This window comes from Stenotrophomonas sp. UBA7606 (assembly GCF_002477705.1).
GTDB lineage: Bacteria > Pseudomonadota > Gammaproteobacteria > Xanthomonadales > Xanthomonadaceae > Stenotrophomonas.
Genome location: NZ_DLJW01000020.1, coordinates 1 through 13,854 on the forward strand (window position 1 = coordinate 1; position 13,854 = coordinate 13,854).

Below are 13,854 nucleotides of genomic sequence, written 5' to 3' on the forward strand. Positions count from 1 at the left end.
GTGCTGGTGCTGGTGGACGGCGTGCGCGTGGCCTCGGCCACCAGCGGCATGGCCGCCCTGCAGGACCTGCCGGTTGACCAGATCGAGCGCATTGAAATCGTGCGCGGCCCGCGTTCGAGCCTGTACGGCTCCGAGGCCATCGGCGGCGTGATCCAGATCTTCACCCGCAACGCCGGCCAGGGCCTGCAGCAGAACCTGGCGATCACCGCCGGCAGCAACAACCTGCGCCAGGTCAGCGCCGGCTTCAGCAACCGCGGTGAGCGCGGCTGGATCTCGGCCCAGGGCGGTTACCAGAAGACCGACGGCATCAACGCCTGCCGCGGCACCGCCGCTGGCTGGGGCGCCGGCTGCTTCGCCGATGAGCCGGACCGCGATGGCTACCGCAACACCTCCATCAACGTGCGCGGTGGCTATGCCCTGACCGACACGCTGAGCCTGGAAGGCCATGTACTCAACGCCGACAGCTTCAACGAATACGACGGCAGCATCTTCGGCGGCAACGAAGCCGACAACCGCCAGCAGGTCTACGGTGCAAAGCTCGCCTGGGCTGCATCGGACAGCTTCCGCCTGAGCGCACAGGTTGGCCGCAACCGCGACCAGGCCGACAACTACTTTGCGGATGCCAGCACCGGCACCCGCAGCTTCGCCAGCGCCTTCGATACACGCCGCGACACCGCCAGCGTGCAGGGCGATTTCAGCTTCGCCGAAGGCCAGCAGATCACCGCCGGTGCCGATTGGCAGAACGACAAGGTCACCAGCTCCACCGCCTTCGACATCGACCAACGCGACAACCTCGGCGTGTTTGCCGAGTACCAGGGCCAGTTCGGCGCGCACGCGCTGCAGGCCAGCGTGCGCAACGACGACAACGAGCAGTTCGGCAACCACACCACCGGCAGCCTGGGTTATGGCTTTGCCTTCGGCAATGGCTTCCGCCTGACCGCCAGCGCCGGCACCGGCTTCAAGGCACCGACCTTCAACGACCTGTACTACCCGGGCTTCAGCAACCCGAACCTGAAGCCGGAAGAATCCAAGAGCCTGAACCTCGGCATCGCGCAGTACGCCGACAACTGGAACTGGACCTTCAATGCCTACGAAACCCGCGTCGACCAGCTGATCGGCTATGACAGTAACTTCGACCTGGTCAACGTCGCCGAAGCCCGCATCCGCGGTGCCGAGCTGACCGGCTACCTGTCGCTGGCCGGTTTCGACATCAACGCCCAGGCCAGCTTCACCGACCCGCGCGACCACACCTCCGGCGCTGCCACCTACGACAACCTGCTGGCCCGTCGCGCGCGTACCAGCGGTCGTCTGGACGTGGACAAGAGCTTCGGCCCGCTGCGTCTGGGCGTGACCGCTGCCGGCAGTGGCCATCGCTTCGACAACGCTGCCAACAGCGTGCGCCTGGCCGGCTACGGCACCATGGATGTGCGCGTTGAATACGCCATCAACGACGCATGGAGCCTGCAGGCCAAGGCCGCCAACGTGTTCGACCGCGAGTACGAAACCGTTGCCTGGTACAACCAGCCGGGCCGCGAGTACCAGCTGACCCTGCGTTACAACAGCAAGGCCAACTGAGCCAGCGAAGCCGCAGCACTGCTGCGGTTTCCAGCAGCGTGAAAACATGCAGGGCCGGCGGTGATCCCGTCGGCCCTGTTCTGTTTGCAGTCTGCGTCGGACCTTGGAGCTTCATGAACACACTGAAGGTGGGACCGCGCACGTCATACACCGCCGCGCGGTAGCTACTCTGATTGAAGCGTGAACATGCTGCATTCAATCATCGCAGGCAACCACCAGCGGCACCCCGCGCGTTGGATGCTCGATCACCTGCACCGGCTGGCCGTAGACCTTGCCGATGATCTCGCGGGTCAGCACTTCGCGCGGCGGACCATCCGCGGCAATGCGCCCGTCGCATAGCATCACGATGCGATCGGCATAGGCTGATGCCAGGTTGAGGTCGTGCAATACCACCACCACGCAACGGCCCTGCGCCGCGAGTTCGCGGGCGCTGCGCAAGGTGCGCTCCTGATGGCGAAGATCGAGTGCGGCGGTTGGTTCATCCAGCAGCAGCACCGGCGTCTGTTGCGCCAAGGCACGGGCAAGCGAGGTCCGTGCGGCTTCGCCACCGGACAGCGTCTGCACATCGCGCCCAGCCAAGGCGACGACATCGACTTCTGCCAATGCAGCCTCGACGATCTCCGCATCCTGTCGTGGTTGTGGCGGATGTGGCAGGCGACCCATCGCCACCACCTCGCGCACGCTGAAGGCAAAGTGCACGGCATGATCCTGCGCCATCACTGCGCGCTGCAGGGCAAGCTCGCGTACCGGCCAATCGGCCAGTGCGCGGCCATGCAGCGTTGCCTTCCCAGCGTCCGGTTCGGCATCACCGGCGAGCAGCGCCAACAAGGTCGACTTGCCAGCGCCATTGGGCCCAACCAAGGCGGTCAGCGTGCCAGGCTGCAACGCTAGATCAACACCCGCCAACACTTGGCGACCGCCACGCAGCACGCTGACCCCGCCTAATTCCAGCAATGGCGTGCTCATGCCCTTCCCCCGCGCTTGCGCAGCACCAGCCACAGGAAGAACGGCGCGCCCAACGCCGCGGAGAACAGGCCGAGCGGGATTTCCGACGGGGGATCAAGCGTGCGCGCGGCGGTATCGGCCACCACGATCAACAGCGCGCCGACCACACCCGACAAAGGCAGCAGCCAGCGATGCCCGGGGCCAACCAGCATCCGCACCAGATGCGGCACCACCAGGCCGACGAAGCTGACGCTGCCGGCAAACGCCACCGCTGCCCCCACCAGCAGCGCACTGAACGCCACCAGCAACAAGCGCGTGCGCGCGACATCCAGGCCGATATGGCGTGCCTGGCGCTCACCGAGCGCAAGCATGTCCAAGGGCGTGGCCAGCCGCAGCAACGCCAGCAGGCCAATCACGAATACCGGCGTGACCGCAGCCACATCGCTCCAACTGGCCTGCGCCAACGAGCCCATCTGCCAGAACACCAGCGACTGCAGCTCGCTCTCGCTGGCGATGTAGGTCAGGAAGCCGACCGCCGCCGAGCAGCCCGCACCAATCGCAATGCCGACCAGCAGCAACGTCGCGGTGCCCTCACGGCGCCCCGGCCGCGCCAGCAGATAGATCAAGGTCGTCGCGCCGGCACCGCCAATGAAGGCCGCCAGTGGAATCAGCCACACAGCGAATGCACCCGCACCAAGCACGATGGCCGCCACCGCACCCAGCGCCGCGCCGTGGCTGACGCCGACGATGCCGGGATCCGCCAGCGGGTTGCCAAACAGGCCTTGCAGCGCGACACCGGCCATTGCCAGCGACGCACCAACCAGCGCGCCCAGCAGCGCGCGTGGAATGCGCAGCTGCCACACCACGCCCATGTCGCGGGCACTGATTGATTGCGGATCCGCCAAGCCGAACTGCGCCGCCATCGCGCGCAGTACGTCGGCCGCAGGCAGCTTCAACGGACCGGTACCGAACGACAACAGCACCGCCCCCAGCAACACCGCCAGCAACAGACAGAGCAACAGCGCGCCGCTTGGCCGCCGGACCTGCGCCGACATCATCCGCGCGACAACTCCGTCAGGGCCTGGGCCAAGGCCAGTGCACCGGCACCAGAACCCACGCTGGTGGATTTGAGTTCGACATCAGGCATCACCCAGACACGGTTGGCCGCGCCAGCGGGCGTGTGCTTCAGGGTCGGATAGGCCTTCCACAGGCCGGCTTCACCGCCGAACAGGCGCAGATCGTTTTCGGTTACCAGGATCACGTCTGGCGCTGCCGCAACAACGCCTTCATTGCTGAGCTGGGAGTAGTTGGCCACACCGGCTTCTTCACCGATGTTGATGCCACCAGCAATGGTGATCAGCTGGTTGGCGGCGCTGTCAGCGCCGGCCACGGTCGGCAGGCCACCAGCGCCGCTGGCCGACAACACGATCACCCGCGGGCGCTTCGCATTGTCCTTGGCGATGGCTGCGGCCTGATCGAGCTGTGCCTGCACCTGTGTCGCGAGTTCCTCACCCTGCGTGGCCAGACCCAAAGCAGCAGCCACCTTGCGCACCTTGTCCGCCGGCGGCTGCAGGTCATCGATCACCACCGCGGCATGACCGGTCGCGCGCAGGCGTTCGGCCAGCACCGCGTGGCGGCGCAGGCTGTTGCCGAGGAACAGGGTTCCGTCCAGGCTCAGCACGCCTTCCACGCCGGTGGTGCGGTTGAACAGGAAGTGCTTGGGCGCAGCCCGGCCTGCAGCGGTCGCCGAGCGTTCCGGCGCGGCAAAGACCTTGTCGGCCAGGCCCAGCGCTTCGATCACCGCGATCACATCATCGCCACCCGTGACGATGCGACTGATGTCGCTCACTTCAACGTCCACGCCATCGTCCGAGCGCAGCTTGGCCGGCAACTGCGGTGCTGCTGCAGCGACTTGCGGCACATCCTGCCCGGCCACACGCTTCCAGCCGGCCGGCAAGACGCTCGCATCAGCGGCATCGGTAGCAGGCGCTGCAACTGCGGGTGCTTCGGCTGCAGCCTGCGGTGGTGCTGGGCTGCGATCACAACCGGCAACAAGCGCGGCCAGCAGCAGGCCCAGGCCAGTCGGAACAAGGGGGGTGGCTTTCATCAATACATCCTCGGTTACCAGATTGGCCGGCGCATTGGAGCTGCGAGCCAGCCAGATTTTGATGGCAGTGCGGGAGATGCCGTTGCCGGCATCTCCCGCGCGTTGACCGCCTTGCCGCGCCCAGGGCGCGGCGGATCACTCAGCGCTGCACAGGCAGCAGGCGGGTGATGCGATCGCCCTTGGCGTCATCGGCGCCCTTGGACTTGTTGATCGCGAACATCACCGCATCGGGGCCCTTGCTGACGTGGTTCGGGTAGGTGCCGCCGTCGAGGTTGGCAACGATGTTGCCGTCTTCATCGACCACCGTGACGGTGCCGGCAGCGCGGTTGCTGACATAGGCCAGGCGCGTGCTCGGGCTGTAGGACACGTTCAAGGAGCCGGCGCCAACGTAGACGTCGTGCTCGACCTTGGCCGTGGCCGGGTCAACGATCAGCAGGTTGTCGCTGCCCTGCGACACCACCAGCAGGCGCTTGGCGACCGGGTTCCATGCAACGCCGATCGCGTCACGCGCGCCGGGCAGCGGGAACACCTTCTCCACCTTGCCGCTGGCGCCGTCGATGATCGCCGCCTCGGCGGCGGCCAGGCTGACGGTGTAGACCTTGCCGGTAGCCGTATCGATGTCCAGGCTGCCCGGAGTGAAGGCCTCGCCACGTTTGCCGGAGGCAATGGTGATGTTGTCCAGCTGCTGCAGCGTGCGGGTGTCGAACACGCTGATGTAGTCGGCGCCCGTGGCCGAGACATAGGCACGGTTGCGCTGTGCATCGACCACCACGTCACGCGCATGCGACACCGCGCCGACCGGGTACTGCTTGACCAGTGACAGGTCGGACTGACGGTAGACCGCCACCGTGTCCTAGCGGGTGTTGGTCACCCACACATTGCCGTTGGCGTCATCCACGCCCACGCCGTACACAGCAAACAGGTTGCCGTCATTGCCCGGTGCCGCCTGCGGCGATACTCGGGCGATGATCTGCAGCGATTCCGGGTCCACCTTGAGCAGCTCGGACTGCTTCACCGGCGGGCGGCCGACGGCGCTGGTCACGAAAGCGGCCTTGCTGGCCGGGCTGTAGGCGACCTGATACAAACCCTGCACCAGGCGGTTGCTGGCGGCCTGGATGCGCTCCTGACCGGAAAGCGGCACTTCGCGCGAAACCTTCAGCGAGAACACCGCTGCAGCGTCCGGCGCAGCCGCACGCACCACGATGGGCTGCGGGCCGGCGACAGCATCGGCCGGGATCGCCAGCGTGCCGCTGAACTTGCCTTCGCCGTTGGCGACATAAGGCTGTGCGTTCAGCACGGTCTCACCGCGCAGCAAGGTCACCTTCTGGCCCGGGGTGAAGCCATTGCCCTCAATACCGGTTTCGCTGCCCGGCAACACCACCGGCGCAGTGGCACGCACGCTGCCATTGAAGGCGGTGTCAGGCTGCGCGAATACCTGCGCACCAGCAGCGCCGGTAGCCAGCAACAGGGCCAGGCCGAGCAGGTGCGGGCGCGCTGCGCGGGCGGTGGTGGAAGCAGTAGTGGAACGAACGTTTGCCATCGGGCATTACCTCTTGGGTGCTGCGCGACGTCGCGCGCATCGTGGGTTTCTGCCTGGGCGGTGACGCTGCCTGGGTAATGGAATGCCGGGCCTGGAGGCCCGGACTGGGAAGTCAGATTAGGAGCAGGCAGATAAGGAGCAGGCGGATCAGGAGCGCGGCTCCGCGCTGCGATCACGCACACCGGTGATTTCATGCAGTGCACGCATCAGCGAGGCACGGAACATCGGGCCATGGCCGAGGCCATCGAACTGGTGGTACTCGACATCCAGCCCCGGCACCTGGCGCAGGCGTGCAGACAGCTGCTCGGCGGCATCGGACGGTGCACCGGAAACGCGCTTCAGATGTGCCAGCACACGAGGATTGCTCATGTCGCGGTTGCTGGTATCACGATCACGTTCACCGCTACCGAGCATCATCAGCACCCGCGCCGGATGACCGGCGTTGTTGCCGATGAACTGGCGCTCAGGAGCGCCCAGCATCGCGCCCTGCTGCCACCACAACGATGGGCTGGCCGGCACATAGGTCTGGAATGCACCGCTACGCGTATACAGCGTATGCAGCACGAACAGCCCGCCGAGCGAATGCCCCCACAATGCCTGCTTGTTGGCATCGGTGGCTACGTGCTGCCCCAACTGCGGGCGGATGCGCCGCTCGATCACTTCCAGGAACGCATTGGCGCCACCGCCAACCGCCGCGCCACCGTCTTCGGGCTGGTCGGCTGTCGGCGTGTAGTCGCGGGTACGCGCAGGCGAATCGATACGCTGCTGGTTGTCGTAGCCGACGAACACCAGCACCGTCGGCTGCTTTTGCGCCAGTTCCTCCAGCAATGGCGCGTCGAATTCCATCAACGCGCCATTGCCATCCAGCATCCACAGCGCCGGGAAACCCGCTGCCGGCGCTGTGCCGGCAGGGATGCCCAGAGTGACCCGCCAGGTGCGCTGGCCATCATCACTGCGTACCACGAAGCGTTCGAAGCGGTAGTGCGCCGAGCCGGTATCGGCAACCGTCTGGCCGATCAGCTGCGCCGGATTACGCTGCTGGGCCGCGGCCATCGGCGCGACTACGCCGAGCAACAACAGCGAGGCCACGGCGAGCAGTGAGTGGAATCGGGTGCGCATGTGCGTTTTCATCGCTGTGCCTGGATCAGAAGCCGACGGTCAGGTTCACCCAGTAACTGCGGCCGGGCTCGTTGTAAGTGGCAGCACCCGCACCGGTGGCGCTGGTGCTGGTGGTGCCTTCACGGAACAGACGCTTGTCGAACAGGTTGTTGATACCACCACCGACGCGCACCTTGGGCGTGATCCGGTACTGGCCACCCAGGCTCCACAGGTCATAGGCCGCACGCGTATCCGGCGGCAATGCCGCACCGGTGGTGCTGGCCTGCGTCGCCGATTCCTGCTTGCCATAGAACGTACCGGTCAGCATGAACGACAACTGCGCATTGACCTGCCAATCCAGGAAGGTGTTGACGGTGTACTCGGGGATGATGGACAGCGGCTGGTCGGTGGTCTTGTCGACGTTCTCGATCATCCAAGTGACATTGGTATTCCACGACAGCACATCACCACCGCCGATCAGCGGCACCTTCAGGTTGCCTTCGACGCCGCGGATGATGGCTTCCGGTGCATTGGTCCACTGGAACACCTGCCCCTTGGTGTCATTGGTGATGCCGATGCGGTTCTGGCCGGCAACGATCTTGTCCTTGTAGTCGTTGTGGAAATAGGTGACCGAGGCATGCCAGCCGTTGTCCGGCGCCCACTCGATGCCGATTTCCTTGTTGATGCTGGTTTCCGGATCAAGATTGGCGTTACCCATCACGTAGCAGCCGGAGCCCTGGTTGGGGCTCAGCACCGGGCAACCATTGCCGCGCGTGTAGTAGAGGTAATCCGGGTTGGCCTGGTACAGGTTCGGCGCCTTGAAGGCACGCGCGATGCCGCCCTTGATTGCCCAGTCTTCAGCCAGCTTGAACTGCACGTTGAGGCTGGGGCTGAGGTTGTTGCCGAACTGCGAGTGGTGATCGAAGCGCAGGCCCGGGGTCAGCGTCCAACGCTCACCGATGTACAGGTTGTCCTCGACGAACACCGCCGCGAACTGCTGGTCGCTCTTGCCGGTACGCACACCGTCATAACCCGGAATGCCGCCACCGCTGCTGGAACTCTGGGTCACCGAGTACGGGTCATCCAGCTTCATGTCGCGATACTCGAAGCCCAGCGTCGCCACCTGCTCGATACCGCCCCAGTTCAGCGGCACGTTGATCTCGCCGTCGACGCGGGCGGAGGTCAGTTCGGACGTGGAGAAGCTCGCGCCTTCGGTGATCGAGCCTTCCGGGCCACCGGCCAGGCCTTCGTTCAAGCGGGTGTTGTCGGTATCGTCGTAGGCGGCGGTGATGCGCGAAGTGCCCCAGTCGTAGCTGCCGCGATGGGTCAGGCCGAACGAACGGCGCAACATCACATTGGTCTCGGCACCGTAAAGCGCATTCAAACGCTCGAAGCCGTCACCGCTTACACCGCGTTCGCCGGAATAGATATTGCCCTGGCGGCTGACGCTGGCATCCAGCTCCAGCACATGGTTGTCGTTGATGTCGTAGCGCAGCAGGCCACTGATATCGCGATTGCGTACGCCTTCGCGGCCGGCCGGCGGGGTCACGCCGGTGGCGAAGTCTTCATTGAGGTACAGCGAATCGGCGTCGGTCTTGTTGACATTGCCGAACAGACGGAACGAGAGCTGCTCGCTCAGCGGGCCGGACAGCTGGAAGCCAACGCGCTCGCTGTCGCCTTCATCGCTGTGCTCGGCCTGGCTGCCGTAAAGCGTCAACGAGCCGGTCAGGTCGCCGGTCGGCTTCTTGGTGATGATGTTGACCACGCCACCGGAAGCGCCAGAACCATAACGTGCAGCAGCGGGGCCACGCAGTACTTCGATGCGTTCCACCGCTTCGGCCGGTACCCAGTTGCTGTCGCCGCGGCTGTTGCGTTCACCGCTGCGGCCCATGCGCACCGAATCGCGCGAGCTCACCGGACGGCCATCGATCAGGATCAAGGTGTTTTCCGGGCCCATGCCACGGATATCGATCTGGCGGAAATTACCGTAGGACCCGGACGCGGTATTGCCGGTCAGGTTGATGCCGGGCATGCGCCGGATCACCTCGGACAGATCGTTCGCCGGCGGCAGACGTTCCAGATCGACCGCAGTGATCACCGAGCTGCCCAGCGCCTGCTTGGCAATCTGTTCGGCGGTGACGTGCACGGTGTCGATGTCGGTGGCCGCTGGTGCGCCTTCGGCCAACGCCGGGCCAGCGAGCAAGGCGCTCAATGCCAACGCGGCGGAAAGGGGATTACGGGACAGCAAGACACGCGCGGACAACCGCGACGACGAACGACGGGACATGGGGGAAGCCTCTCGACAGTTGGGGGACGAACCTCTGGCGAATGGCTTGAGGAACGAAGGATCTGAGTGCAGCGCCGGGGATCAAACGCCAAACGTGCTGCGAGTGGGCTTAGTCTACATCAAATGCGAATGATTATTAATAACTAGTGACGATAAGTCGGTGGCGCGCTTGTCTTTTGCCGGGAAAGCACCTGCCGAGCATGGCTCGGCACTACACGTTCCCTCCCTTTGGCGTAGCCAAGGGGAGGGTTGGGGAGGGGTGCTGTTGGCTTTGACCGGGAAAGCCCCTGCCGAGCATGGCTCGGCACTACCACCGCCCTGCGTTACAGCACGCCGATCAGCTCAGGCAGCGTGTCGATCACCGCCACTGCATTGGCCGCATCCAGGTCCAGATCGCGCGGATAGCCATAACGTACCAACACAATCGGCATGCCGGCATTGTTGGCCGCGCCCAGATCCGTCGCCGAATCACCCACCATCAGGCAGGCCGCCACCGGCTGCTGCAACAACGTGGCCACATGCAACAACGGTTCCGCGGCAGGCTTGCGCTGCGGCAGCGAATCCCCGCCGATGATGTGCGCGAAATAGCCGCCAATCCCCAGGTGCTGCAGCAATGGCGGTACCAGGGCAGCCGGCTTGTTGGTGCAGATGGCCATCGGCAGGCCGCGCGCCTGCAAGGCCTGCAACGTCTGCTCCACACCGTCATAGAGCACCGGGCTGCGCAGCAGGCAGTCGTGGTAGTGGCGCATGAAACCCGGCATGACATCTTCCAGGCGGCGATCGCTACCGGCATCACGTAGTGCCGTGGTCACCAGGTTGCGCACGCCCTCGCCTATCCAACTACGCACCGTGGCTTCGCTCACCCGTGGCAGGCCCAGGTCTTCCATCGTGCGATTGACCGCTTCGGCGATATCAGGGGCGCTATCCACCAGCGTGCCATCCAGATCGAAAACCACAGCCGAGGTTGCCAATGCATTGCTCCGTTTGCGAGAGCACTTGATTGTAGCGGCGCGCGGCTGTGCAAAAAACAATGCTTCTGCGTAGCAGCTTGCGCCGCTGCTACGGGATATCGCGGAAAAGATCACCCTGCAGCACCACGTCCTCGCGATCGCGAAAACCGGACAGGCCCACCCCCACCAGCCGGTAAAGCGTACTGTCCGGCAACTGCACGCGCTGGCACAGCGCCAGCGCGATATCGCGCAGTTCCTCCACCGAGGTGGGTGGCGAATCCGGGGTGAAGCTGCGGGTGAGGATGCGGAACTGTGCCGTCTTCAATTTCAGCACCACGGTGTGGCCAATCCGCTCGGTACGCCCGGTGGCTCGCCAGGTCCGTTCCGCCAACTGGGTGATCACCTCGTCAAACTGCCCCAGGGGCAGGTCCTCGGCAAAGGTATCCTCCGACGAGATCGACTGCACCGGCTGGTCGGGCTCCACCGGCCGCTCGTCGATGCCGCGCGCGCGCCGGTACAGGCCGCCGCCGAAGCTGCCGAACAAGGCCTCCAACTGCTCCAGCGGCAGCGCGCGCAGGTCGCCAACGGTGACAATGCCCAACGCTGCCAGCTTGCCCTCCATCACCTTGCCCACGCCCGGAACCCGCTTGACCGGCAATGGCGTCAGGAACTGCTCCACCCGCGAAGGCGGCACCACGAACTGGCCATCGGGCTTGCGCCAGTCCGAGGCGATCTTGGCCAGGAACTTGTTGGGTGCGATACCCGCCGAGGCGGTCAGGGAGGTTGTTTCGCGGATCTGGGTGCGGATCAGGCGGGCGATGTCGGTGGCAATGCCACCGCAGCTCGGCGATTCAGTGACGTCCAGGTAGGCCTCGTCCAGTGACAGCGGCTCCACCAGCGGCGTGTGCTGCAGGAAGATCTCCCGGATCTGCCGCGACACCGCCTTGTAGCGGGCAAAGTCCGGCGGCACGAATACCGCGTCCGGGCACAGCCGCTCGGCGCGCAGTGCCGGCATCGCCGAGCGCACCCCGAACACCCGCGCCTCGTAGGAAGCCGCGCAAACCACCGAACGCGCCCCCCGCCAAGCCACCACCACCGGCCGTCCGCGCAAACCGGGGTCATCACGCTGCTCCACGGACGCATAGAAGGCGTCCATGTCGACATGGATGATCTTGCGTGGGTGGCTCAAGGCAACAGTCCTGAAAGGTCGCCAACATGATAGCTGTTGTCGCTAAATGCACACTTGTCCTTACAATTGTGCAACTCAAAACACCTCCAAAAAGCCACCGAACGGCGTCTAACTGCGGCTAACATACGGGTCCGTCCAGTTAAAACATTTGATTGAACCGGATTGCTGTCGCATCCTCGGCGACTCGCTCCTGGCTTTGGATCCCCTGGATGACCCGTCTGCATACGTTCTCGCGTGACCAGCTGCTGGCCAGCGCGCGTGGTGAACTTTTCGGCCCCAACAAAGGCCGTCTCCCCAATGACCCGATGCTGATGTTCGACCGCATCACCGAGATCCGCGAGGACGGTGGCGCACACGGCAAGGGCATGATCCGGGCCGAGCTGGATATCCGTCCTGACCTGTGGTTCTTCGGCTGCCACTTCATCGGCGACCCGGTGATGCCCGGTTGCCTGGGCCTGGATGCCATGTGGCAGCTGACCGGCTTCTACCTGACCTGGCTGGGCGCCGAAGGCCGCGGCCGTGCGCTGGGCTGTGGCGAGGTCAAGTTCACCGGCCAGGTGCTGCCCAGCGCCAAGCTGGTGCAGTACGAAATCGATGTTTCGCGCGTGATCAACCGCAAGCTGGTGATGGCCCAGACCGACGCCCGCATGCTGGTTGATGGCCGCGAGATCTATACCGCCAAGGACCTGCGCGTAGGTCTGTTCACTTCTACCGAGAGCTTCTGATGCGTCGTGTCGTCATTACCGGCATGGGCATCACGTCCTGCCTTGGCAACGATCTGGATACCGTCTCCAGCGCCCTGCGTGACAGCCGCCCCGGCATCGTCGCCCTGCCAGATCACGCCGAAGCCGGCCTGCGCAGCCAGATCGGCGGCAAGGTCGAGATCGACCTGGACGCGCAGGTGGACCGCAAGCTCAAGCGCTTCATGAGCGATGCGGCGGCCTACAGCTATGTGGCCATGCGCGATGCCATCGCCGATGCCGGCCTGGACGAGGCTGCGGTCAGCAACGTGCGCACCGGCCTGATCGCCGGCTCCGGTGGTGGTTCCAGCGAATGGCAGGTGGAAGCCGCCGATCTGCTGCGCAACCGCGGTGTGCGCAAGGTCGGCCCTTACATGGTGCCGCGCACGATGTGCTCGACCGTGTCGGCCAACCTGGCCACCGCGTTCAGCATCAAGGGCCTGAGCTATTCGCTGTCGGCCGCCTGCGCCACCTCGGCCCATTGCATCGGCGCTGCCGCCGACCTGATCCGCCACGGCGCCCAGGACGTGATGTTTGCTGGCGGCGGTGAAGACCTGCACTGGTCGATGAGCGTGATGTTTGACGCCATGGGCGCGCTGTCCACCAGCTTCAACGAAACCCCGAGCACGGCATCGCGTCCGTACGACGCCAATCGCGACGGCTTCGTCATCGCAGGCGGCGCCGGCATGCTGGTGCTGGAAGACTACGACCACGCTGTGGCCCGTGGTGCCCGTATCTATGCCGAGCTGGTTGGCTACGGCGTGACTTCCGACGGTGCCGACATGGTTGCCCCGTCCGGCGAAGGCGCGGTGCGCTGCATGAAGATGGCGATGGAAGGCCTGGACCGTCCGATCGACTATCTGAACACCCACGGCACCTCCACCCCGCTGGGTGACGTGACCGAGCTGGGCGCAGTGCGCGAGGTGTTTGGCGATGCGGTTCCGCCGCTGTCCTCGACCAAGGCGCTGTCGGGCCACTCCCTGGGCGCCGCCAGCGTGCACGAGGCGATCTACTGCCTGCTGATGATGCGCGATGGCTTCATGGCCGGCTCGGCCAATATCGAAACCCTGGACGAGCGCGTGGAAGGCTTCCCGATCCTGCGCAAGACCCAGGATGCGAAGTTGGACACGGTGATGTCCAACAGCTTCGGTTTTGGCGGCACCAATGCGACGTTGATCTTCGGCCGGGTTTGATGGCGGATTGATCTGAAAAAACAGCCGCGAAAGCGGCTGTTTTTTGTGTGTTGGCTTTGGTGTTGGCTTTGGCTTTGCTGTTGCTGCTGCTGCTGCTGTTGCTGTTGCTGCTGCTGTTGCTGCTGTTGCTGTCCCCTCTCCCGTTCACGGGAGAGGGGTTGGGGTGAGGGGAAGCTTTTGCTTTTGCTTCAGCTATAGCCGTTGCTCTACTGCTCCGAAAAGCAACAGCA

12 protein-coding genes are annotated in these 13,854 nt (G+C 64.9%); 3 read left to right on the forward strand and 9 right to left on the reverse strand.

The window, feature by feature from the left end; all coding sequences use genetic code 11:
- On the forward strand, positions 1-1,575 hold a 1,575-nt coding region (locus B2527_RS03075), incomplete at its 5' end, for a TonB-dependent receptor domain-containing protein (protein ID WP_293706074.1).
- Positions 1,576-1,770: 195 nt separating this feature from the next.
- Here the strand turns inward: B2527_RS03075 and B2527_RS03080 are convergent.
- The 9 genes from B2527_RS03080 to dinB all read right to left on the reverse strand — a co-directional run bounded on the left by B2527_RS03080 (position 1,771) and on the right by dinB (position 11,691).
- Positions 1,771-2,541 (reverse strand): heme ABC transporter ATP-binding protein, encoded by a 771-nt coding sequence (locus tag B2527_RS03080; protein WP_293706075.1) that lies wholly within the window; start codon positions 2,539-2,541, stop codon positions 1,771-1,773.
- A complete protein-coding gene (locus B2527_RS03085) occupies positions 2,538-3,578 on the reverse strand; it encodes a FecCD family ABC transporter permease (protein WP_414716980.1) in 1,041 nt (346 codons plus the stop codon). The genes B2527_RS03080 and B2527_RS03085 overlap by 4 nt, the downstream gene beginning before the upstream one ends.
- Positions 3,575-4,627, reverse strand: a complete 1,053-nt coding sequence (locus B2527_RS03090) for a heme/hemin ABC transporter substrate-binding protein (protein WP_293706077.1) — start codon at positions 4,625-4,627, stop codon at positions 3,575-3,577. Before B2527_RS03090 ends, B2527_RS03085 begins: the two co-directional genes overlap by 4 nt.
- A 139-nt stretch (positions 4,628-4,766) precedes the next feature.
- Complete coding sequence (locus tag B2527_RS03095) at positions 4,767-5,474, reverse strand: YncE family protein (protein ID WP_293706078.1); 708 nt, start codon at positions 5,472-5,474, stop codon at positions 4,767-4,769.
- A 6-nt stretch (positions 5,475-5,480) separates the two neighbouring features.
- Positions 5,481-6,167, reverse strand: coding sequence for a hypothetical protein (locus tag B2527_RS03100; protein WP_293706079.1), 687 nt, complete (start codon positions 6,165-6,167; stop codon positions 5,481-5,483).
- Positions 6,168-6,314: 147 nt separating this feature from the next.
- The gene (locus B2527_RS03105; protein WP_293706080.1) at positions 6,315-7,286 is read right to left on the reverse strand and encodes an alpha/beta hydrolase; all 972 of its coding nucleotides are present in this window, start codon (positions 7,284-7,286) and stop codon (positions 6,315-6,317) included.
- A 25-nt stretch (positions 7,287-7,311) separates the two neighbouring features.
- Positions 7,312-9,528 carry a TonB-dependent siderophore receptor gene (locus B2527_RS03110; protein WP_293706139.1) on the reverse strand — a complete coding sequence of 739 codons (2,217 nt, stop codon included), beginning with the start codon at positions 9,526-9,528 and terminating at the stop codon, positions 7,312-7,314.
- 347 nt (positions 9,529-9,875) lie between these two features.
- Positions 9,876-10,523, reverse strand: coding sequence for a phosphoglycolate phosphatase (gene gph, locus B2527_RS03115; RefSeq protein WP_293706081.1), 648 nt, complete (start codon positions 10,521-10,523; stop codon positions 9,876-9,878).
- Positions 10,524-10,611: 88 nt separating this feature from the next.
- Complete coding sequence (gene dinB, locus B2527_RS03120; RefSeq protein WP_293706082.1) at positions 10,612-11,691, reverse strand: DNA polymerase IV; 1,080 nt, start codon at positions 11,689-11,691, stop codon at positions 10,612-10,614.
- 209 nt (positions 11,692-11,900) lie between these two features.
- Between dinB and fabA the strand changes: the two genes are divergently transcribed.
- Entirely contained in the window at positions 11,901-12,416 is a 516-nt protein-coding gene (gene fabA / locus B2527_RS03125) for a 3-hydroxyacyl-[acyl-carrier-protein] dehydratase FabA (protein ID WP_293706083.1), read from the forward strand.
- Positions 12,416-13,624 carry a beta-ketoacyl-ACP synthase I gene (fabB, locus tag B2527_RS03130; RefSeq protein ID WP_293706084.1) on the forward strand — a complete coding sequence of 403 codons (1,209 nt, stop codon included), beginning with the start codon at positions 12,416-12,418 and terminating at the stop codon, positions 13,622-13,624. The genes fabA and fabB overlap by 1 nt, the downstream gene beginning before the upstream one ends.
- Positions 13,625-13,854 lie beyond the last annotated feature (230 nt).

Excerpts from the sequence above, each read along its gene's own strand:
- B2527_RS03080 (WP_293706075.1), bottom strand. The coding sequence starts at position 2,541 with ATGAGCACGCCATTGCTGGAATTAGGCGGGGTCAGCGTGCTGCGTGGC.
- B2527_RS03085 (WP_414716980.1), bottom strand. The coding sequence starts at position 3,578 with ATGATGTCGGCGCAGGTCCGGCGGCCAAGCGGCGCGCTGTTGCTCTGT.
- B2527_RS03090 (WP_293706077.1), bottom strand. The coding sequence starts at position 4,627 with ATGAAAGCCACCCCCCTTGTTCCGACTGGCCTGGGCCTGCTGCTGGCC.
- B2527_RS03100 (WP_293706079.1), bottom strand. The coding sequence starts at position 6,167 with ATGGCAAACGTTCGTTCCACTACTGCTTCCACCACCGCCCGCGCAGCG.
- B2527_RS03105 (WP_293706080.1), bottom strand. The coding sequence starts at position 7,286 with ATGCGCACCCGATTCCACTCACTGCTCGCCGTGGCCTCGCTGTTGTTG.
- fabA (WP_293706083.1), top strand. The coding sequence starts at position 11,901 with ATGACCCGTCTGCATACGTTCTCGCGTGACCAGCTGCTGGCCAGCGCG.
- fabB (WP_293706084.1), top strand. The coding sequence starts at position 12,416 with ATGCGTCGTGTCGTCATTACCGGCATGGGCATCACGTCCTGCCTTGGC.